Here is a 22209-nt window from a genome sequence, read left to right as displayed (position 1 = left end):
ACTTAACCCCGCTTTTGCACAGATTCTAACACCATGAAGTTGACAGTCAACCACTCGGATACGTTGCACGCCTGCCATCATCAAAGGAGAGACTGGATGCCTGCTATGACTGTTCCTACCGGAACATCCTTGACGCAGGGCGTCGGTTCGTCAGCAGGGCGTTCAGAGTATATGCAGTTCCAACAGCAGCCAAAACACTCCATTTCGTGCAATGCAGAAAACTGCATGATGGTTCTGCCGTCCATTTCGTCGGGATACGGAAAAAACCGGCCGACATGGTTACCCGGCGTGATCACGACGACCGGTATATCCTCTGCTACCGCAATATGTGCCGCACTCGTATCATTTGTGATAACGATCCGTGCATCACCGATAAGCCGCGTCAGTTCAAGCAGGCCCGTTTTCCCTGTCAGGTCCAACGGCTTTGATCTGCACAATGCTCCGATAGCTGCGGCACGATCCGTATCATCGCTTCCGCCGGCGATCACACACCTTAATCCGTATACATCATTCAGGTGGTCTATAACTGACGCAAACTTTTCCGAAGGCCAACGCTTGTCAGCCAAATGAGCACCCGGGAATATGACCGCAAAACTCTTCGGTTCGAGTCCATGGCCGAAATGAGCCGGAATACCGATATTCGGCGGGCGGTGAACACCCGGTTCGGGCTTTTCCGAAGCGAACGCAAGAAATTTGTCGTTCGATATGCATTCGTGCTCGCCCGGTACCGGCTCGGGCGTAAGTATGTCGTACCAACGGTCAGATATCCTTTTCTGCACCGGCGTCATCCTGTTCGAGATGCCATGCGTACCGATACGCCTCGCTGCACCGCTGACCCTTATAACGGAATCGTTCCACAGAAATTCGCGTGAAAGCCTCGGATTCACCGCAACATCCGCACCGAATCCGCTGACCTGACGCATGACGGAAAATCGATACCGAGGGTTCGTGACAAATTTCTGCTGATCTACAAAAACGGCCTGTTCGAACATTTCAGGATCTACCAGATCCTTCATTGACCTGTTCGCGACAAGAATGCGTTCATATGCTGCGGCCGGATAGAGAGATCTGATCAGGTCGAAACTCGACGTCCAAATAACGTAGTCGCCTATGCCGTCGAACCTGACGAACAATACACGCTTTCTGCCGTCTGACGGCGTAGTTTTCGGAAAGGCCCGCGCGAGCACGTCCACCTGATTCAATACCGCGGCCCAGTAAAGGAACCGCGTACTGTTGCTGCGCGTAAAATGTGAGGCCCTATGAAATCTCGACATCGAAATACCGAAAATGAAGCCTAGATGATAACGCATCACGTCCACAACGGCACGAGCCATGGGTCGGGTCTTATCTTTGACTGCTAATCGATTGAAAGCTACTCTCTAGAGTTAAGGCACAGTGAACTTTACGAAGGCTTAGCCGCTGAATGGAACATCCGGTTTTCGAGATCATCGCTCAATACGGCATATATGCCGTATTTGTGCTTTGCACGGTCGAAGGCGACATCACGCTGCTCATCTCGGGTGTTCTAGCTCATTCGGGCTTTTTCGGCGATTACAGCCTGCTCAAGGTAATGATATTCGGCACGGCCGGCGGCGTGACAGGCGATTCGATCGGTTACCTGATCGGCCGGATATTTCACCAGAACGCAAAACATTACCGTTTCTATCAGGTCGCTCAACCACGTGTTGAGAAACTGATGTCGAAATTCGGCGGCTCTGCCATCATCATTTCCAAGTATATCTATGGGATACGGATGGCGGTTTGCCTTTCCTATGGTGTTGCGAGAATGCCTTTTATCCGCTTCCTGATGCTCAGCACCATAAGCTGTTTTCTCTGGGTGCTGCTGCTCGCCGGAACCGGATATTTCTTTAGCGGGGCCATCACGTCGATCATCGGTGATTTTCATCAGATCGGCATTGCCCTCTTCTTCATCGTCATCATAGGCATAGCTGCGTTCTATGTACTCGAGAGGTATTGGCTGTCTGAACGCGTCGAAGACGCCAATCCTGAGACGCTGCATAAGATCGAAGAGACCATCATCGCCGTAGAAGAGGCCGCACAGGAAAAATTCCACGACCTCAGCGAAAAGCTGCACCTTACCCGCGAGCCCAGTATAGATGAGACAGAGGAAACGCCGCTTCCGCAGCCGGCCGACCTAAAAAGCACCGAATCCAGATCTGCACAAAAATCTAACTAGGACCATTAAACCGAGATCCGTGATCATCAGAACTTCAGCACCCACACGCGTTGACCTTGCAGGCGGGACGATCGACATTCCGCCTTTGTTCCTTTTTCACGAAGGTGCCGCAACGGTCAATTTCGCCATCGGCCCGCGTGCATATTGCACCATCGAGACACGCGATGATGACCGGATCATCATCGAGAGCATCGACCAGAAGGACTCACTGGAGCTGACCGCGGGCGACATCGCCCGGCTTAAAGACGAACCGAGATTGCAGCTGCTTGCAAAGCTGGTTTACTTTTTTCGCCCTGCACGCGGTTTTCGCATGATCACGGAATCGAAGGCTCCCGCGGGCGCAGGCCTTGCGGGCTCATCGACGCTGAACATCGCCTGCATCGCAGCGTTGAACGAACTAGTGGGCGGCAGATATTCGCGTGACCGCTTTATTCCGATCGCTGCCGCCGTGGAATGTCAGGTCATAAAAGTGCCGACCGGTTACCAGGATTATTACTCGGCACAGTACGGCGGGCTGTCGTGCATACATTTCGGCCCGGCGGGAATGGAACGTGAGGGGTTGTCAGCGGACGTTTCACTGATCGAGGAGAGATTTGCGATCTGCTACACCGGCGAGCCGCGTAATTCCGGTACAAACAACTGGGAGCTGACAAAACGCCACATCGACGGCGACCGCGAACTATTTGAACTGTTCGACGGCATTCGCGACACAACGCTATCGGTCCGGTCCGCGATCATTGCAAACGACTGGGACGCGGTTGGCAGCATTTTGGCGGCGGCTCACCCGCAGCGGCAAAAGCTGTCTCCAAACATCACGACTCCTTATATGGATCATCTGATCGACACCGCTATGGCGAACGGAGCCATCGCCCCAAAGGTCTGCGGTGCCGGCGGCGGCGGCTGCATTGCGTTTTTCTGCGAGGAAGGCCGCAGAGGCGACGTAGAAGCCGCACTGGACGGTGAGGAAGGCTGCGAAGTGCTCGATTGGAGCTTTTCTGCGGCGGGGCTTGAGGTCGAGGTCGAGAACTGATCTTACAGCGACATTTTGCCGATCGTATTCGCGAGAGAGCGGAAGATATCGCGGCCATCGTTCGAACCGAGCAGCTCTTCACACGCCCGCTCAGGGTGCGGCATCATTCCCAATACATTCCTTTCACGATTGCAGATGCCGGCAATGTTCGAACGAGCACCGTTCGGATTCGCTTCATCAGTAACCTCGCCTTCGGGAGTGCAATATCGGAACACGATCTGGCCGTTCTCCTCTAGCTCGTTAAATGTTGCGTCGTCACAAGTGTAATTCCCTTCCGCATGAGCGACAGGGATCGACAGCACACGATCGCTGTCAACCAGGTTCGTAAAAGGCGTGTTCGAATTTTCGACACGCAGATCTACATGGCGGCAGATGAAATGCAGCCCGCTGTTTCGCATCAGAACGCCCGGCAGCAGCCCCGCCTCGCACAATATCTGAAAACCGTTGCAGATGCCGAAGACGAACTTCCCTGACGCGGCAAACTCCTTGACGGACCCCATCACGGGTGAGAACCTCGCAAGTGCTCCGGCACGCAGATAATCTCCGTAAGAAAAACCGCCGGGAATTATCACAGCGTCAAAGCCGCTCAGGTCGGTCTCTTTGTGCCAGATGAAATCGACAGGTTGGCCGACATGCTTTGATATCACATGATAAGCATCGTGATCGCAGTTCGATCCGGGAAAGACCACTACACCGAATTTCATTTCACGATCTCCACTCGGTAGTCTTCGATCACCGGATTTGACAATATCTCTGAAGCCAGCCGCGTTGCCTCTGCCTCGGCAGAAGCTGCATCTACGGCCGGATCGATCTCGATCTCAAAGTACTTCCCTTGACGAATGTCAGTTATTCCTTCGAAACCGAGGCTTTCGGCAGAATGGTGGATCGCCTTCCCTTGAGGGTCAAGCACGCCGGATTTGAGTGTTACGTATACTAAGGCTTTCATTTGCAGCAATAAAATAAATTGTAGATTCTGACGGACTTTCTTGTTTTTATCAAAGTCTTGTGCTAAATTTCCCGTGATTTCTAACGCAATTTTGGTTTCCACTCAAGAAAAAAGGAGAACTTTATAGTTATGCAATATAACCCTGGCAGCAAAACCGCTTTGGGATTGGACGCAAACATCGGTGCATTATTGTGCTACCTGCCAGTTTGCCTGATCAGCCTCATTTACAGCATCATCGTGATCGCTACGGACAAAGAGAACACCTTTGTTCGGTTCCACGCCTTTCAGTCCCTGCTTCTGACGGTCCTGTATATTGTGCTCGTCGTTGCGATATCACTGGTTGGCGGGGTCATTTCGGCGGCAGTTGATTCTACTATCGGCTCGCTTTTCAGCCTTTTGTCGCTCGTCGTGATCGTCGGCTTTTTGGGCGCGATGATCTTCGGGATGATCAAGGGCTTTCAGGGGCAGATAATGAAGCTTCCCGTGATCGGCGATATGGCCGAAAAATGGGCTAACAGCTAAATACTCTTTCAAACACTCTATCTACATTTCGCAGATAGTGTTTTAGGTCAAAGACGCGGGCGATCTCTTCAGCCGAAAGGTGACCAGAGATGTCCGCGTCTTTCATTACAAGTTCCTTGTAATCACCGCCTTCGTCCCAGACCTTCATTGCGTTTCGCTGAGTGTAAACATAGGCGTCTTCGCGAGTCACGCCTTTTTGCGTAAGTGCAAGCATCAACTGTCCGCTGAACACCAGCCCGCGCGTCAGGTTCAGATTCGCGAGCATATTCTCAGGATAAACGACCAGCGTATCCAGCAGGGACGTCGTTTTTGCAAGAAGATAATCGAGCGTCGCGCTTGAGTCCGGCAGCACAATTCGCTCTGCCGACGAATGCGAAATGTCGCGTTCGTGCCACAAAGCGACGTTCTCCAGCCCGACGATCGCGTTCGCACGAACGGTCCTCGCCATCCCGCAGATACGCTCCGACAGTATCGGATTTCGCTTGTGCGGCATCGCCGACGAGCCCTTCTGTCCCTTCTTGAACGCCTCTTGAGCTTCCCTCACTTCGGTCCGCTGCCAATGACGCACTTGTAGCGCGATCTTCTCCAGACTCGAAGCGATGATCGCGAGCGTGCACATATATTCGGCGTAACTCTCGCGTTGAATGACCTGCGTCGAAGCCTTCGCCGCCTCGATGCCTAGCTTTTCGCAAACACGTCGTTCAACGTCCGGCGACAAATGGGCGAACGCACCGACGGCGCCTGAGATCTTGCCTTTCGAGACCGCAGACCGTGCCGCGACGAGCCGCGAACGGTTCGCTTTCATGTCCTCGAACCACAACGCCCACGTTAGCCCGAACGACGTCGGCTCGGCGTGAATTCCATGCGTACGCCCGATCTGCGGCGTGTCCTTAAACTCGAACGCCCGCCGTTTCAACACTTCCATCAGCGCATCGACCTTCGCGAGCAGAATGTCGCACGATTCTTTCAGCAGCAGCGCATTTGCCGTGTCCACAACGTCGCTCGACGTCAGCCCGTAATGCACAAACCGCGATGCCGGCCCGATGTTCTCAGCCAGATTCGTCGTAAAAGCGATCACATCGTGGTCGGTCGTCTTCTCGATCTCGGCAATTCGCTCGACCGTGAACGCCGCCTTCGTCTTGATCTCCGCCAAAGCGTCCTGCGGTATCGTCCCGTCCTCAGCATGCACCTCGCACACCGCGGCCTCCACGTCCAGCCACTTCTGAAACTTATTCTCCAGCGACCAAACCGCACCCATCTCGGGCAATGTATATCTTTCGATCATAAGTTAATCAGCCTCGGCCGCGACCAACTCGGGCGTGTCGCCGAGAATGTCTTCGATATAGACCTTTTTCACCAGCACGACGATCATCGCGAGCAGCGGCGTTGCAAGTATCAATCCCAATCCGCCGGTCGAACCGCCCAGGACGATCTGGAAAACGACTGTCAGAGCGGGCGGCAGTTCGACGGTCTCGCGTTCTATCAGCGGCGTGACGATGTTCGATTCTACGACCTGAATTCCAACATATAATGCCAACACATACAACGCACTGATCGGTGAATCAATGAACGCCAAGAGAAATGCCGGTATCGCAGAAATTATCGGCCCAAAATTTGGAATGAAAGACAGCAAACCTGCGATCAAACCGAGCGTAAGAGCAAGCGGCACACTGAGTATCGATAGGCCGATCCACGTCAGTATCCCGATGAACAGCATCGACGCAAATTTGCCGATCAGCCACCATCGAAGAGTTTCATAGGTCGCGTGAACGACCTCAGCTGCCCGCTCGCGGCGACGGATCGGAAACAGTTTGACGATCCCGTCAGAGTAAAGCCGCGGCTCGCTTGCAAAATAGAGCCCCAACAGGGCGATGATCGCGATATTGCCGATCACACCGACAGTCGAAGAAAAATAGCCGCTTACGTTCGAGACGACGTCCGCAACAGACACATTTATCGAATTGAGCAGATCGTCCGGATGCAGAATATTGTCGATGATAGTCCGGCCCCAAGAATACTGCGACAGAAATTCGCTCGCTTTTTGGGCCGATTCCGGTATTTTCGTCCGCAGCAGCTTTCCCTGTTCAGCAACGCTTGGCGCTAGCATAGCAACGCCGGCTGCGATCGATCCCAAAAGCAGGGCCGTCAAGATCAATACCCGCCATCCATCAGCGACATTGATATACGGCTTAATCAGCTCAGCAAGGCCGCTTAAAAAGATCGCGACGAGCGCCGCTGCAAAGATCAGCAAGAGTACGTCCGAAACGAAGTAGATGAACGCAAGAAAAAGAAGCGTCGCAACAAATATTGCGACGCCTGTTGAAACTCGCCGCAAAAACAGTCTTTCATCTGGTGATTTCTCAGACATCGAGATCAGGTCATATGACGCCGCGGTCGATCAAAAGCTCGGCGTTCAAAATAGCCGAACCTGCCGCTCCGCGTACCGTATTGTGGCTGAGGGCTATGAACCGGTAATCAAAAACATTGTCCGGGAACACGCGGCCGACCGTGATCGTCATTCCCCTGCCCGCATCGCGGTCGAGGCGAGGCTGCGGACGTGTCGGTTCGTCGGTCACCTCCATGAAATTCGCCGGTGATGAATGCAGCCTCAATGACCTGAATTCCCTCATTGAAGCGACAACCTCCTCCAGCGTCCCCACATCGCGGAGCTTTACACGAACTGACGCCGTGTGGCCGTCGATCACGTTTACACGAAAACACTGCGCCGATATGGTAAAATCGGCTTTTTGGACGCCGATGCCTGTGAACGTGCCGATCAGTTTCTGTGCCTCGGTCTCGACCTTAGGCTCTTCACCGGCGATATATGGAAACACATTATCGGTTATATCAAGCGACGCGACGCCGGGATAGCCCGCACCGGAAATCGCCTGAAGCGTGGTGACGATAGCGGCTTCGACGCCGAAACGCCGGTGCAGAGCGGCAAGCGGCGGAGCAAAACTGGCGACCGCACAGTTCGGGTTCGTCACGATAAATCCTTTGCCGAATCCGCGTTTTTCCCGCTGAATGTCGATCAGGCCGAGATGATCGGCATTTATTTCCGGCATCAGCAGCGGAATATCCTCATCCATTCGATAGCTGGATGAATTTGAAATGACCGGATAGCCGGCACGTGCAAAGGCCTCTTCTGCCTCGCGGGCAGCCGACGAGGGCAAACTGGAAAATACGATGTCGCAGTCGAGCGGCGGTTCGATCGGCCGCACGATCAGATCCCGCACACTTTCAGACATCGCACCCGGCAGCTTCCACGCGCATGCCTCTGCGTAAGGCTTGCCCGCAGAGCGATCTGAAGCCGCCATCGCCGTTATCTCAAATTGCGGGTGGCCTTCCAGCAGCTGTACGAAGCGCTGTCCCACCGTGCCCGTGGCGCCCAAAATGCCGACCCTGTATCTTTTGCTCATAAAGATTCGATTTGAGTTTAACTTCTGTCGGGTCAAATTAAAAGAACACCGCAGGGCGATGACGAAAAAGCGGGCGGCGATTAGCACGCCGCCCGCAAGAGTTTGCACTCTAGGTGAAGGGTATCGTTATTCCAAACCGACCAGATCAAGGTCCGAAATTGAGTCAAACACTTGAACGACCCTCGGCTTGAAACGGAAAGAACGCGAATTTGCAGAGATGACCACGGACTCGCCCGCCTCTATGCCGTCAAATCGGTAATACCCGAACGTACTGCTGACTGCAGTTCGCGTCGAACCGTCCGGCCTCGTTATGGTAACCGTCGCGTTCCTGATGCCGCGGCCGTCGGACGTCAGAACGCGTCCCGATATCTCGACACCGGCAGACGTTGGCGGCAGGAACTCTAGTCCCCAGCCTCCGGCAATCACGCCGTTGACATTCATCATAATAGGTAGGCCCGCGTCATCTCGGACGAATAGCTGCCACGTGCCGTTCGGATTGGTCAGTCCGAAGGCACCGAACATCGACTGTTCGACAGGACGTGCTAACACACAGCCCGGCTCAACATACGGCCCCAGAGGAGCAGGAGCAGCAAAGTTGAGTACAGGCGTTTCACAACTTGTCGGCTTGAATGCGTCTGTGAAAAGCGTTGCTGAATCAGGCAGTGTCTGCGTTGCGATATCAGAGAATGTCAGCGTTACGGTCGGCGGATCGGTTATAGCGAAAGGCCCGCCCGTATCAGCCATCAGCACATATTTCGCACCTGTCGGGCCGACCAGCAGCACATCGATGTTGTCAGGGAAGACATGCGACACATCATACAGACTTACACGCATCGAACCGATCACCGTCGGACCGCCGACGACGTTTATCGCCGAAGGATTCGGTGCAGAGGGTGAACCGAGGAGGATGTCGATCGGAACCGTACTGCGAAACTGATTCGCGGTATCGTTGATAGTGAGTACCGCTGACGTTGGCGATCCGATACCCGCACCCGATATGTTTGTCAAAGACAGGTTGACCGTCTCGAAAGCATCCGTCAGCAGGTCGCCGCACAGTGGAACCGAGACGGTTTTTGCAGTTTCGCCAATGCCAAAGCTCAGCGGCGTAACGGGCGTGTTGATATAATCCACGCCCGAAGTACAAGCCGGCCCACCCGTCGCTGTACCGTCCGACATATTCAGATCAACCGACGCCGTTCCGGAAGAGTCGCCTGTTCGAACGACCCTTATAGTTGCTGACTGCGACTCGTCGTCGATATACGATGACGACGAGAATTGGATCTGGGGAGCAACGTTAATAGTGATCAACCCATCAACAGTCAGATCCTGAGGTATCTGCTCGTTAAATTGAAACGATACCCAAGTGATCGGCGACGAACTGCCAATAGGCCCCACCGCGTTGAACTTGAAGTTGAACAGCACGCCTGAACCGGTTAGCGGAGGTGCGGCTGTAAATGCAGATACCAATAGCTGGCCCGGGGCAATTGGATTAAAGAAAAGTGCCATGCCGCTGCTCAGTGTGCCGGCAAAACTGACGGGCGGGTTCTGCAAGGTGACGACAGTTGGATCATAGTTCATGACGAACTGATACGACAAGATATTAAGCCCGGTCGTATCCGATACCATTACTGGTGCGTCAAAACTCGTCGCAGGCGATGCGGTCATGATCGGTGCGGTCACAACCACGGGCACCTGCTGTGCGCTTACAGAACTCCTGTCAGCCGCGATCAAGGCCGCAGCAACGAGTAACACGGGAACGACGAAAGCCGCGATAGACGTCGCGGCCCCGCGATTTCGGGTCGGATATAGCTTTGTTGCCAGCCGGTAAAACAAGCCCGGCCGTCTCTGAGTACGGTTCATGAAACCTCCGTAAATTGGGAAAATTTGGGGGCGGATAAACTCCGCCCCCGTTTTTTTGCCGACTATTGTTCAGCGACAATGTCAAGGCCGATGGCCCTGTCACTGATGCTGATCGTGATCGGCAAGAATGTGTAACGGGTGTTAGCTACCGTCACGTTGTACGTCTGGCCGTATTCAACGTTCGGGATGGTGAACACACCCGACCTGTCCGTATAGACAACAATGCTGTTGCCGGAAAGGTCGGTTATCGTTACCGCTGCTTTTGCGATGCGCTCGCCCGTCGCGGTCATCACTCGGCCCGAAAGCTCCGTCTCGACCTCGTCGGCGTGCGGCGATTTGATCCGAGTGCTGCCGTCAACACCCGTCGCTCCGTTCATGTCCTCGTTCAGGAACACCTTGTCCCAACTGAGGTGTGTCGAGGAGCCCGGTGTGCCTACTGCACGGAAACGCACCTTGATGAGAACGCCGTCCTGATCGATAGGTGCCACACCGAACGCTGCCACGCGGAGAACTCCGCCCTCGGCGTTCGACACGACCGTGAGGCCGCCCGAGACGGTGTCATCCACGGTTACAGGGTTCTCCAGCGGACGAACGACATTCGGGTCGTAGGACAACTCGAAGTTGTAAGCAACCACGCCTCTGCCCACAGCACCTCGGATCGTCACCGGAACCTCGAACGTCGAGTCCGGATTCGCCGTGATCACGGGTGCCTTGACCATTGCTCGTCTGGCTTCGTCATTTCGTGCTCCCTGCGGGTCCCACAGGCCGCCCGGCTCTGACGCGAGTTGGTTCCAATTGCCTGAAACGTCACCCATGAGCAGCCCGACGTAGTCCTCGGTCAGGTTGGTATACACCGTGGACGGGCCGTAGCTTGTCGGTGAGAATATCCAGTTTCCGGTATTACCGAAATCAGGAAGCAGCACCGTATAACGAGCGATCAACGCGGCGTCGAACGACGTTATGCCGCCGGCTCCGCTGACGTCAGCTACGATCTGCTGATTTGCCGACAATGTGATCAGCATAACCACATGCTGTGCTATCAGCGATGAGTCATACGCACTGATCGAGCCTGACGGGATACCGCCGGTCTTCGATGCAGAACGCGTATAGCTGCCCGGGCCGAAGCCGCTCAGCGAGTAGTTGCCGTTCGTGTCCGTCGTGGTGAACACAGGCGGAGCACCGGCACCGCTGATGGTCACGTTATTGATATAACGCGGCGGTGCGGGACCGACGAGTGCGTTGCCGTATGTGACATTGCCCGTGATGGTACCGCCGATGACCGTTACGCTGCCGTTGGTGGTGGTGCTACACGGTGTGCCTTCGTTGTACATGAACGATGAGAAGTTCATCGGACTGACGTCGAACGGCAGGCCCGGAACATTGGTGAAGTTCAGATTGACCAAGGCTCCGTTGCCCGTAAATGGCTCCGGGCCGAATACTGAGATGATCAGCGTGCCAAGAAAAGGCTGATTGACCGTCAGTACGCGTCCGGCACCTACCGGCCCGAGGGTCACACCGAAGTCGGGCCCGCCGGGCAGCGTAAGCACCGCGGGATCATACGTGATCGTAAAGTCAGCCGAAATGGCGTCGCGTCCCGTCATTAGATCGGTTTCGATCGGAACGGTGATCGGTACGCCCGTTAACGTGGTATCGGTAGGCATTGATACCTGAGCACACGTTGCATTGTAGATCGGGATATTGACGGTCGTTGTCTGCCCATCGACGGTCGTCGATGCACTTCCAACGCCTTCGGTCATACCGGCAGTGAATACCGTCGAGGTAACGCCGCTCGACGTAGTGCTGCTTGTGGGAAGAACGGTTCCGAGCGTTGCACCGAACGATGCAGGCGTGCCGTCAGGAATGTTTCCGCCGCCCGAGGTGTCAACGTTGTTCGAATTGATCGTCAATGGTGACGTTACCGTCGCGTTTCCGCCAACTGTAACAAAACTCGGCGCCGCCGATGTTGTCAGCGTCAGCCACGGATCCGCATCAACAGCACCGGTCACACCGTTGGTCGTGCCTGAGCAGCCGGCTCCCGTCGCTCCCGGGCCGTAGTTACATCCCCACCAGTTGTTTTCGGCATCCATCGCATCCGGTAAGGTATTGTTAATTCCGGTGCCGTTTCCAACTATGCGGTTGTAATTTACTGTCGAGACACCGCTAAATACACCATTCGGCCTGCGCCACACCGCGATACCCGCGTTGTTTGTTATCCGATTTCCAATTACGGTTGTGCTGCTGCCGAATAGGTTTAGGGCCGCTCCACCGCCATCAATAACGTTGTTGCCGTCAAATGTATTTCCCTCAACCAAAGTGGTCATTACGGCATTTTGAAAATCGACTATTCCCGATCTCAAATTGTTCACGATCAGATTGCCTCGTACTATCGTCCCGTCGGCTCTGTCAACATAAACACCGTTTCGATTATTTGTAACCTCATTGTTCTCAATCAGGGTATTGGTAGTTGGATTGGTTGGAGGCCCGCCGATATTCATACCGTGACCAGAGGAATTTGTAAAATCTCTTACGAGATTACTTAGTACCTGATTACCGTCAGCAGGGTCCAGAGCAGATGTGCCTTGAATAGCGACCCCATAGGACGGTCCAGTTGCTGTTGCTGATGTATTAACAACAACGTTGTTTTGAGCGACGGAGTTGTCGCTGAAGATCCGTATTCCGTTTCGTGCGTTAGACAACACAGGCGGCGTGATCACCTCAACCCTGAAGCCGTCTATGGTCGTATTGTCGCCTCTGATCGTGAAAACACCGGCGAATGGCGAGCTAGAAACACCGTTGCCCTGTACGATCGACTCAGGCCCGCGAACGCCATTTCCTTGAATTCCCGCATTCGCACCAACTATATTCAGGTTGTTTTTGCCTGAGGGCACTGCGATCTGTTCGACATACGTTCCCTGGCAGACCTTGATCGTGTCGCCCGCAGAAGCCGCTGTAACGGCATCTTGGATCGATGAGTATGTTGGATCGGCAGCATCGCAGTCTGTAGAGCTCGCCATACCATCGTCATCTACCACAGTCGTGGCGTGGCCCATCTGGATATTGTCAAAAAAGAATCCGTTCCCGGAATGAGCCGGAGCTGCAGTGCCGCTGGAACGAAACAGCGTTGTTCTGACCGTTCTCGGGCTGTTTTCCGGTGATGACTCTGTGCAATAGCGGTAATAGTCTTCCCAACTCGTGCCTGTATGAGCAAGAACACCATTGACATAAACTCTAACGACATCATTTCGAGGGCCATCGACAAAATCGATCACTAACTTGATCGTGTGAGCGAGTGTCCTATTTAGTGTGGCAATATTCGAGCCAACAAAATTATCCCCGGTTCCACAGCCATTGGGATCGGGCGTACTCACGCCAAATGGAGCCACGTCCTGATAATCAAAAAAGATGACATGTATGCCGTCGGCCTGATCCTCGAATCTGAGAAAACTCATTCGCGAGCCGTCTCCTCGGTCCGGCGAAACCGTCATATTTAGCCCGGCTTGCTGAGATCCGGGTATAACTGACGCAATACTGAATTGAACCGAGAACCGGTTCTGTTTTACGCCGATCGGAAAAACACCATTTGTTGACGAGGTCTCCCCCGAACCGTTTGGTATCGCCGGTGCAAATGTCTGATCACCAAAACTTCCGGATGTAATAGCATTCGACATCCTAAGGCTCTGGGTCCCAAAACCAACTACAGACGACGGAGCGACAGCCGCGTCATATGGCCCTGTTTTCATCCAGCCATCTTGGCCGTTGATATTTCCCACCGAATATGTCGGCGGTTCAAAATTGATCACCTGAGCCGACGCGGTAAAAGCGGCACAAAACACAAAAACTGCCAGTACAAATAAACTAACAATTCTGTTAGAAATCGATGTCATCATTCTTCTCCTTTTCCAAGACAAATTTGCTCGCAACGAACTTGCTTCGGGAAAGGCCGAACCGAGCTTTGGTCATCGAACTCATGCATCCCGGCACAGACCTATCGAGGAGAGTGTCAGCCTCGTTTTCGAGGCATCGACGGGGATGCGAAATTCGCTTCAATAAATTGTTTCTCAAACTGATAAAGGTGATGTGAGACTGTCTAAAACCAAGACAAATCCCGTCATCGTTGTTCCTCCGTATCTTCAAAACATTGTCCCGTCGAATCGAAACGCAAGGACAATCCTTAAAGGGTGAAATCGGCAGGGGACACGTGGTCCCCTGCCTGGTTGCCGATGGTCGTCTACGGTTCGGCAACAATGTCAAGGCCGATGGCCCTGTCACTGATGCTGATCGTGATCGGCAAGAATGTGTAACGGGTGTTAGCTACCGTCACGTTGTACGTCTGGCCGTATTCAACGTTCGGGATGGTAAACACACCCGACCTGTCCGTATAGACAACAATGCTGTTGCCGGAAAGGTCGGTTATCGTTACCGCTGCTTTTGCTATGCGCTCGCCTGTCGCGGTCATCACTCGGCCCGAAAGCTCCGTCTCGACCTCGTCGGCGTGCGGCGATTTGATCCGAATGCTGCCGTCAACACCCGTTGCTCCGTTCATGTCCTCGTTCAGGAACACATTGTCCCAACTGAGGTGTGTCGAGGAGCCCGGTGTGCCTACTGCACGGAAACGCACCTTGATCAGAACACCGTCCTGATCGATAGGTGCCACACCGAACGCTGCCACGCGGAGAACTCCGCCCTCGGCGTTCGATACGACCGTCAGGCCGCCCGAGACCGTGTCATCCACAGTTACGGGATTCTCCAGCGGACGAACGACGTTCGGGTCGTAGGACAACTCGAAGTTGTAAGCAACTACGCCTCTGCCCACAGCACCGCGGATCGTCACCGGAACCTCGAACGTCGAGTCCGGATTCGCAGTGATGACGGGTGCCTTGACCATCGCAGGCCGTGCCTCATCCTGACGCGAGCCCGGTGCGGGCAGGCCGAACGAATACGGGCCCAACGGTCCCCAGTTTCCTGTGACGTCGCCCATTAGCAGGCCGACATAGTCCTCGTCCGTGATGTTCGAGTACACCGTGGACGGGCCGTAGCTGGTCGGCGTAAAGATCCAGTTGCCGGTGTTGCCGGTTCCCGGTAGCAGCGCAGAGTAGCGAGCGATCAGCGCAGCGTCGAACGACGTGATGCCGCCCGCTCCGCTGACGTCCGCGACCGTCTGCTGGTTGCCCGAGAGTGAGATCAGGCCAACGACGTATTGCGATACCGCTGCCGCGTCGAATGCACTGATGGCTCCTGCAACACCGCCGGTCTTCGATGCAGAACGCGTATATGATCCCGGTCCGAAGCCGCTGAGCGTATACTCGCCCGACGTGTCGGAGTTCGCGGTTACGATCGGCGAGCCTGAGCCCGTGATGACCGTATCCGGAATGTAACGCGGCGGTGTGGGGCCGACGAGAGCGTTACCGTATGTGACTTTGCCCGTAATGGTTCCGCCGATGACGGTTACAAGGCCGTTCGACGTCGAGATGCAAGGCGTGCCTTCGTTGAACTTAAAGCTCGTGAAAGCAACCGCACTTGACGATCCCGGCAGGCCGACCGCGTTGAACGTGATCGACGCCAGCGAACCGGCTCCTGACCACGGCGTTCCGCTGTAGATCGACACCACAAGGACGCCCGGTATTGACGAGTTCACGTAAGTGCCGCTGCCTGCGGTAACGGTGCCGAGGCTGAACGCATTGAACGTGATCACCGACGGATCGTAGTTCAGCGTGAAGTCCGTGGATATCAGGCCGTTGCCGGTCGTATCGTCCACATTCACATCTACCACGACAGTGTTGCCGGTCAGCACTTCATACGTCGTCGGTATCGAGACCGCGTTGCACAGGCTGACAGCCGTCAGTGTGATGTCATTGCCGGTCCCGCCGACGTAGCTGATCCTCAGCGGTGTCGGACCGACATAGAACACGGTTCCCTCAGGCATCTCAAAGAACGTGCCGCTGACAGGGTCCGCACCGTCGTTGTTGACGATGGTGAAGACGGTCCCGATGGTCGGCGTATAGCCTGTGGTCACGTTCAGGTTCACATTCGAAGCGATGCTGACGGTTCCCGTGACGTTGAGCTGGTCATACTGCGTTCCGACCGTCGGGCCGTTCAGCTCAATATTGACCGTTGTGTCAGAACCGAGCGAGAGGTTGCCGGTATTGATGATGCCCGGGCTTGTTCCTGGGCTCACCTGAACGCCTGCGGCGCTCGTGGTGAACGATCCCGTCACAGTGAACGTGCCCTTGATATGCAGGGCCTTGTTCACATTGACATTGCCGGCATAGGTTCCAGAACCGATATTCAGCGTGCCGCCCGACGAAACCGCGTCGATGCCTTCCTGAATATTGCTCGCGCCGCCCGGAGCTGCCTGCGGGCTGACCGCCGAGATATTCAGAGCACTAAAGCTGCCCTGGAAGCCGTATGCGGCACTCGTGTCAGTGTTCGAGTTGAGGAACGGGCTGAAATCGAGGTTCGCAGAGGCTTCGCCTGCCAGCGTCGGCTGCGGGGCAACGGGAGGAACTGCACTACCGCCGAATGCTAAGGGAATCTGTGCCGAGTAGCCCGGCTCTGTGCTGTTCACCGCAACTATCGTCGGTGTTGTAGTTCCGATCCAGTTGCCGCTGAAATTCTTCAGATTAGCTCCGGGTGCGGGCAGCGAGCCGCCCGTCTGACGATCAACGATCTGACCGTACCAGTTACCGCTTATGTTGTTGTTAGTAAACGTCGAATCCAGAGCGGTCTGAACAGGTACGTTCGTTCCGCCGCTTGCATCCAAGAACAGTACGCCAACCGTCCAGTTATTAGTGATCTCGTTCTCAGTGACCGTCAGATTGTCCGTCTGATTACGGAAAAACAAGCCGGTTCGGTTGTTCGTGATCACATTTCGGTGGAACGTATGTCCGCTCGTGTTGTTAAAATCGATACCGGTCCTGTTACCGGTAATGCGGTTGTCGTGAATGTTCGCTCCGGTAATAGCCGGACCTATGGCTGCGATTCCCGCGAAATTGAGGCCGGCGTTGTTCCAGTCGGTCGTATTGTTTCCCGCTCGGGTGATCGTGAAACCGGCAAGCTCAACATTGTTTGCAGAGATCCTTACTGTAGCACCGTCGCCACCGATCGGACCGGTGATGGTCGTAGATGCCTGTCCGGCTCCGAGAACCTTGACCGATTTGTTGATCAAAACATCTTCGTTGTATCCGCCGGCACCGACCTGGACCGTTCCGCCGATCAGTGTGCCCGGTATCGCAGCGTTGATGCTCTGATAGTTCTCCGCTGCACTGCCGTTGCCGCCCGGCCCTGCCGAACTACTTACATGAGCGATAGCACGGCCGTCCTCGCCGCCTCCATACTGCATGCAAAGAAACGCGTTGTTGTTTGCGGTGCTCAGAGCCAGATGAGGCTGATAAAACGCTGGATTGATCCAAACTGTGCCTAACACAGCGATATCACAACCCTGATTCTGAGGGGCTCCCCATGAGTTGCCGGAGAATGTAATGTTGCCGCCTTCAACGACCCATCCGCGGGTTCCTGATACGTCGTTGTTCGTGATCGACCCGATCGCGACGTCAAACGCTCCGCTGAAATAGCCAGGCTGTCTGAGGTGAGAGATCGTGTTGTTGTTGATGTTGAAGCCGGTAATGCCCGCCTGGCCAACAAAGGCTCGGCTCGTAATACCGTTGACGCTCCAAGGTGATCCCGGGTTCGGGCCGTAGATGTTGCTGTTTTGGATCGTGAAATTGTTCGCACCGATGTAAACAACTGTCTGATTCGGCAGGTCGGTCTTTTCTATCTCTAAATTGTCGATCGTGACGCCGTTCGCCGATATATTCAGGCCGTTCCCGATCGCGCTGGCTACTTGTACCTTTGGCTTGCCCGGACCAACGCCGAGGATGGTTACGCCGGGGACATTTATATTGAGTGTTGATGCCTGAGCATACGTTCCGGGGCAAACGCGGATCGTATCGCCCGGATTGGCTACAGATAGGGCACCGGCCAAAGTCGTGCTTGCCGGTGTCGGGGCGTCGCAATCGGTGATCGATCCTGCACCATCGTCGTCAACCACGATGTACTGGCTCGGCTCGAAATCCCATGTCGTTTCATTGCCGCTAATGCCCAGCGTGAACGAATCAACGTTGCCATCGAATCCACCCCAACCACTTCCGGCTTTGAAGCCAACCGCCCCAAAGGTCGGATGAATACCTGCGTTTGGATATGCTGTGAGAACCTGAGCCCATGTGCAAGGCGCAGCCATCGGACAAACTGCGTTGCCCGGGGCTTGCGAAAATACCCACTTTCCGGCCATTGGATTCCAGGTTTGCCAGGCTCCGGTCGTTACTGTTTCCGTGAAGTAAGGTTCATAGGTCAATCGTCCCTGCCAACCGGTATTTAAATCTGTCAAGTCAAAGTCGACATTAAAACTGAATGCTGCCGCATACGCGGGATCGGTACCGGATGTGCGATATGTGCTGTAAGAGATCGATGTGATCGCGGTCAACGGCGTGCCAAGAAAGCCTGCTCGACCTAGATATCGGCCGTCGGCGCCTGCGCTAAGTCCAAATTGTGCACTGCCAATCCCAAGCGGAGGCGTTCCGGGACCCGTTACGAGGCTGCCGGTCGGACTGCCACTCTCGGTGACATATGTCCAACCGTCTGGCGATTCCGGACGGACGACCACAGTCGTAGCCATCGCGGCGGGCGGTGCCGAGTTGAACAGACCGAATCCGCCGGTCAGTTTGCCGACCAATTCCGAAGTGAACCCGCCGGCGTTGGTGGTGCCTGCGACGACGAACGACGCGGCGACCGAAACGGCGAGAATGGCGGCGACCGCCATTACACGGCGGGCACCCGTGCGTGTTGCAGCACGTGTGTGCCCGGCAAAAAGCTTCCTATATGAACCAAATATCTTCTCCAATGACATACCTTTAGCTCCTCTTTCGTAGCAAGATCAGATCACCTTTTTTCACCATCTGCGCCGACCCGTAGGCCGCCAGTCCGGCGGTGATCCCGCTTCGAATTCACACATCCCGGCACTGACCTGTCGAGGAGAGTGTCAGCCTTTATGACGAGGCATCGACGGGGATGCGAATTCGCGTTAAATTGTTGTTGCTTTATGAAACGGTATGCCCTAAGGTTAGCTTTGTCGGAAGCACGCTTGGGACGGACCGTTTCGAGTCGTGAACCGCGGCCCGGCAGGTGCCTGATACCACCTGCCGGGTTTTTAGTTCCCGCTCAACTTTTCCCCCTGTCAAACTTTCCAATTCATCGGCAACCCCGCCGACGGCGATGCCGCAACGGGCGTTGAACCGCCCGAGCATCGCATTTTAACCTTTCGCCCCTTCACCGCTTGGTGGAGGCGGGCCGGCGTTCCCCCCTAATGTTCCGTTATCAAAATTGATAACGACGCCGGCCCGAGATCGTTCGGTTATATTGGTTGAACCGAGAAATTATTACATTAACAGCGTCTGCTGTCGTCACCCATATGGGGTATTTTTCAAACTTTTCTTTCGCCGTCGAACCTCAGCGACGCCGGTCCGAGCAAAACGAGCTTGGCAAGCTCACTCTGCCGCCGCGTATCTGTTTTTGAAAATATTCGCTTTAGGTGCGTTTTGACGGTACTTTCCGCAATGCACAATTCGTCGGATATATCAGCCATTGACATACCGTCCGCGATCATTCCCGCGATCCTTGCCTCGGACCTGGTCAGGCCGTAAAGCCGGCAAAGCACATCTGCCACCGATACGCGTTTCGATTCGGGGTCCGAGACAAATATGATCGCCTTTTCACCGGTACCGAATTGGTCGCAATCGCCCTTTGTGCATTTTGCTAACAGCAGTTCAAGCGGACGCTTGCCCGTTCCGCGGTTCAGCCTGATCGTTGCCGCCCAGCCGCTATTGATACCGGGTGACGTAAAAACACCGGCAAGTGCCGCCTTGAACCGTTTGTGGTCCGAGTTGTTTCGGACTGAAATGCCGCCGCGGCGATTTATATAGATGCCGTCGCCGTCCGTCAATATTGAGTTGCCGCTGGTGTTCGAATAGAGCACCTTTCTTGCCTCGTTAACGACAAAGACCCCGCGCGGCATTCTGTCGAGCACCTCTGCAAGTATCGACCGCTCCTGCTTTGCTTTGAGGAAATTGAAATGGATCCCGAATGCCCTGCCGAGATGCGGCATCAGCAGATCCATCAATTCCAGGTCTTTCTTTGCAAAATTCCCGCGTCCGCGCGGTCGGCTGAACTGGATCGCCGCATGCAGATCATCCGGGGCTGCGATCACACGATATTCGAAATGAAATATCCTGCCTTTTGAAAAGAATTCGTTGGTGATCTCCAGCTTTTCAAAATCTTCGTCAGCTATTGCTTCCGCCCGATTAAAGCGTCCCCCGCTTCTTAATCCGGCAATGCGGTCCTGAATTGGATTTCTATATTGGTAGTGCTCGACATATTGGGCTAAGAGCTCCGGGTCCATACGGCTCCCGACCACAGAGATCTCCTTTTGCACCGTATCGAGAACGGTAACACCGCCGTTCTCGGCATCTAGGAGGCCGTCGATCTTTTCGCACACTATCACCCACGAATCCGGCGTTTCATCGTACGCCGCATCGTATATCGCGCTGATCGTTTTTACGATCTCGTTTTCCATAAGATCCGCTGCTTATTTGCAGCCAACTGCCTCAAGATCGGGATAGGTCAACTATATCACTTTGATTGACGACAGAACGTATGCGTATTTCGCCCCTCGTATTAATAACGCAGGAGATCGAACCAATTTGTGTCAGATTTTTTTCATCTTCTTCATTTTTTTCACCTGTCGACATTTCCTGACTGTGAAAAGAATTTTCAATTCCGAATTTTCGCAGTTGGTGCTACACTCTTTTCTGCTGATATCGCTACTTGTTTTCCGATGGTGCAGGCTCGGGAAATATCGTGCTTTCAGCCTATACCAACGACGCGGATAGTCAATGAATTTAAAATGTATTTAATATGAATTTTATGTGACCTGCAGTTTTCCCTCTAATGGAGCCTCTCACCGATAAGCTCTACTCATTTGGACGGTTTGTTTTCGACGCCGACAGGCTGGTTCTGTATCACGACGGGGCGATCGTCAAAGAAGCCGAGAAGAGATCGCTGCAGGTTTTAGCGGTTCTCCTTTCCCGCGCCGGCGATCCGGTCAGTCACGAAGAAATAATTGATATCGTTTGGTCCGACAACCCGCACGGAGCGACATCGACACGTGTAAATCAGTATGTCAGCAGACTCAGGAAGACACTCGCTGCTTTCGACGCCGAAAATGCCTACATTGAAACTCTAAAGGGCCGCGGATATAGATTTGTCTATGAAGTAGTAACGGCTCCTGAAACAACAACCTTTGCACTCTCGTCGGGAATCGTCCCTGAAACTCCCCGTACAATTGACGACCATAGTCGGTTCTCAACCGCCAGTTCAAAGAAGAGATACGTGTGGACATATCTGGTGTTGGCGGTCATCGCAGTTGCTGCGGTAACCGCATCATTCTGGAATTTCAGCCGAACGGACGACGTTGAGGACGTAAAACGTGTGGTGAAAGATTCGCAGATGTTCGAATCGTTGGTGATGTATCGCGACCCCAGCGATTTTACCGAAGAGATGCTTGACCGATACTGGCTTTCCGAAAGCGAAGGCCAGGCAAATTTTGACCGCAGCCGGATCAGGCAAACCGTGAAAAAACTATTGGCGGAAGGCCGCTATTACGGTGAACAGACCGAGTGTTTGACGTTCGAATTTGACAAGGTCGAGTTAAACAACGGCCGTGATGCAGCAACAGTAAGAACCTTCGAAAAATGGTCGCTCGACGACATAACTAAGGACGGAAATATCTCAAGAAAGAAGACCGTAGGCCCGTACTTTGTTGATTATGTGCTAAGAAAGGTGAATGGCCGATGGCTGATCGAAAGATCGACCACCGCAAGAACGGTCCGGCCTGTCCCTCAATTGACATCCATTGAGATCGCACCGAACAAGAACGGCGGCTGGCTGGCTAGCGTCGTCGGCTCCGATTTTGAGCCGTTGACGATCTATTTTGATATATTCGGCCCTGATTGCACACTGACCCGGCCGTGTCGCGTCGAGAACTTCACACTCAGGGACAGGGCGTCGATGACCTCGGAAGCGATCTGGAATATCCCGATCGAACTAGCACCCGGCGAATACGAGATCACAGCAAAGAACGGTGATTCCTCACCCTCCAAGCCATTGACGTTCAAAATACCTTAGC

The 22209-nt window shown here is 54.3% G+C and carries 14 protein-coding genes; 4 read left to right on the top strand and 10 right to left on the bottom strand.

Going from position 1 to position 22209, the window contains the following annotated elements; all coding sequences use genetic code 11:
• Positions 1-80 precede the first annotated feature (80 nt).
• A complete protein-coding gene (locus IPM50_13580) occupies positions 81-1334 on the bottom strand; it encodes a glycosyltransferase family 9 protein (protein QQS32671.1) in 1254 nt (417 codons plus the stop codon).
• Positions 1335-1423: 89 nt separating this feature from the next.
• Between IPM50_13580 and IPM50_13575 the strand changes: the two genes are divergently transcribed.
• Together IPM50_13575 and IPM50_13570 are read left to right on the top strand one after the other, a co-directional pair.
• Positions 1424-2197: a DedA family protein gene (locus tag IPM50_13575; GenBank protein ID QQS32670.1), complete on the top strand. Its 774-nt coding sequence runs from the start codon at positions 1424-1426 to the stop codon at positions 2195-2197.
• 19 nt (positions 2198-2216) lie between these two features.
• Positions 2217-3227 (top strand): hypothetical protein, encoded by a 1011-nt coding sequence (locus tag IPM50_13570; GenBank protein ID QQS32669.1) that lies wholly within the window; start codon positions 2217-2219, stop codon positions 3225-3227.
• 2 nt (positions 3228-3229) lie between these two features.
• Here IPM50_13570 and purQ read toward each other — a convergent pair whose 3' ends face one another.
• Both purQ and purS read right to left on the bottom strand, forming a co-directional pair.
• The gene (gene purQ / locus IPM50_13565) at positions 3230-3931 is read right to left on the bottom strand and encodes a phosphoribosylformylglycinamidine synthase subunit PurQ (protein QQS32668.1); all 702 of its coding nucleotides are present in this window, start codon (positions 3929-3931) and stop codon (positions 3230-3232) included.
• Positions 3928-4173, bottom strand: a complete 246-nt coding sequence (gene purS, locus IPM50_13560; protein ID QQS32667.1) for a phosphoribosylformylglycinamidine synthase subunit PurS — start codon at positions 4171-4173, stop codon at positions 3928-3930. Before purS ends, purQ begins: the two co-directional genes overlap by 4 nt.
• A gap of 129 nt (positions 4174-4302) precedes the next feature.
• Here purS and IPM50_13555 point away from each other — a divergent pair, with 129 nt between their 5' ends.
• Positions 4303-4695, top strand: coding sequence for a hypothetical protein (locus IPM50_13555; protein QQS32666.1), 393 nt, complete (start codon positions 4303-4305; stop codon positions 4693-4695).
• On the opposite strand, the gene IPM50_13550 is transcribed toward IPM50_13555, so the two are convergent.
• The 7 genes from IPM50_13550 to IPM50_13520 all read right to left on the bottom strand — a co-directional run bounded on the left by IPM50_13550 (position 4685) and on the right by IPM50_13520 (position 20598).
• Entirely contained in the window at positions 4685-5980 is a 1296-nt protein-coding gene (locus IPM50_13550) for an adenylosuccinate lyase (GenBank protein ID QQS32665.1), read from the bottom strand. The two genes, IPM50_13555 and IPM50_13550, sit on opposite strands and share 11 nt — an antisense overlap.
• Before the next feature lie 3 nt (positions 5981-5983).
• Positions 5984-7063 (bottom strand): AI-2E family transporter, encoded by a 1080-nt coding sequence (locus tag IPM50_13545; protein ID QQS32664.1) that lies wholly within the window; start codon positions 7061-7063, stop codon positions 5984-5986.
• Between the two features lie 10 nt (positions 7064-7073).
• A complete protein-coding gene (gene asd, locus IPM50_13540; GenBank protein QQS32663.1) occupies positions 7074-8114 on the bottom strand; it encodes an aspartate-semialdehyde dehydrogenase in 1041 nt (346 codons plus the stop codon).
• Positions 8115-8240: 126 nt separating this feature from the next.
• Positions 8241-9974 (bottom strand): carboxypeptidase regulatory-like domain-containing protein, encoded by a 1734-nt coding sequence (locus IPM50_13535; protein ID QQS32662.1) that lies wholly within the window; start codon positions 9972-9974, stop codon positions 8241-8243.
• A gap of 62 nt (positions 9975-10036) precedes the next feature.
• Positions 10037-13858, bottom strand: coding sequence for a right-handed parallel beta-helix repeat-containing protein (locus IPM50_13530; protein ID QQS32661.1), 3822 nt, complete (start codon positions 13856-13858; stop codon positions 10037-10039).
• Positions 13859-14202: 344 nt separating this feature from the next.
• Positions 14203-18876, bottom strand: coding sequence for a right-handed parallel beta-helix repeat-containing protein (locus IPM50_13525; GenBank protein ID QQS32660.1), 4674 nt, complete (start codon positions 18874-18876; stop codon positions 14203-14205).
• Between the two features lie 573 nt (positions 18877-19449).
• Positions 19450-20598 (bottom strand): helix-turn-helix transcriptional regulator, encoded by a 1149-nt coding sequence (locus IPM50_13520; GenBank protein QQS32659.1) that lies wholly within the window; start codon positions 20596-20598, stop codon positions 19450-19452.
• Positions 20599-20972: 374 nt separating this feature from the next.
• On the opposite strand from IPM50_13520, the gene IPM50_13515 reads away from it, so the two are divergent.
• A complete protein-coding gene (locus tag IPM50_13515; protein QQS32658.1) occupies positions 20973-22208 on the top strand; it encodes a winged helix-turn-helix domain-containing protein in 1236 nt (411 codons plus the stop codon).
• Position 22209: the final 1 nt, after the last annotated feature.

Source organism: Acidobacteriota bacterium, assembly GCA_016700075.1.
In the GTDB taxonomy this organism is placed as follows: Bacteria; Acidobacteriota; Blastocatellia; order Pyrinomonadales; family Pyrinomonadaceae; genus OLB17.
Note: the sequence above shows the minus strand (reverse complement) of the source record. Positions and strands in the feature narration are given on the sequence as shown.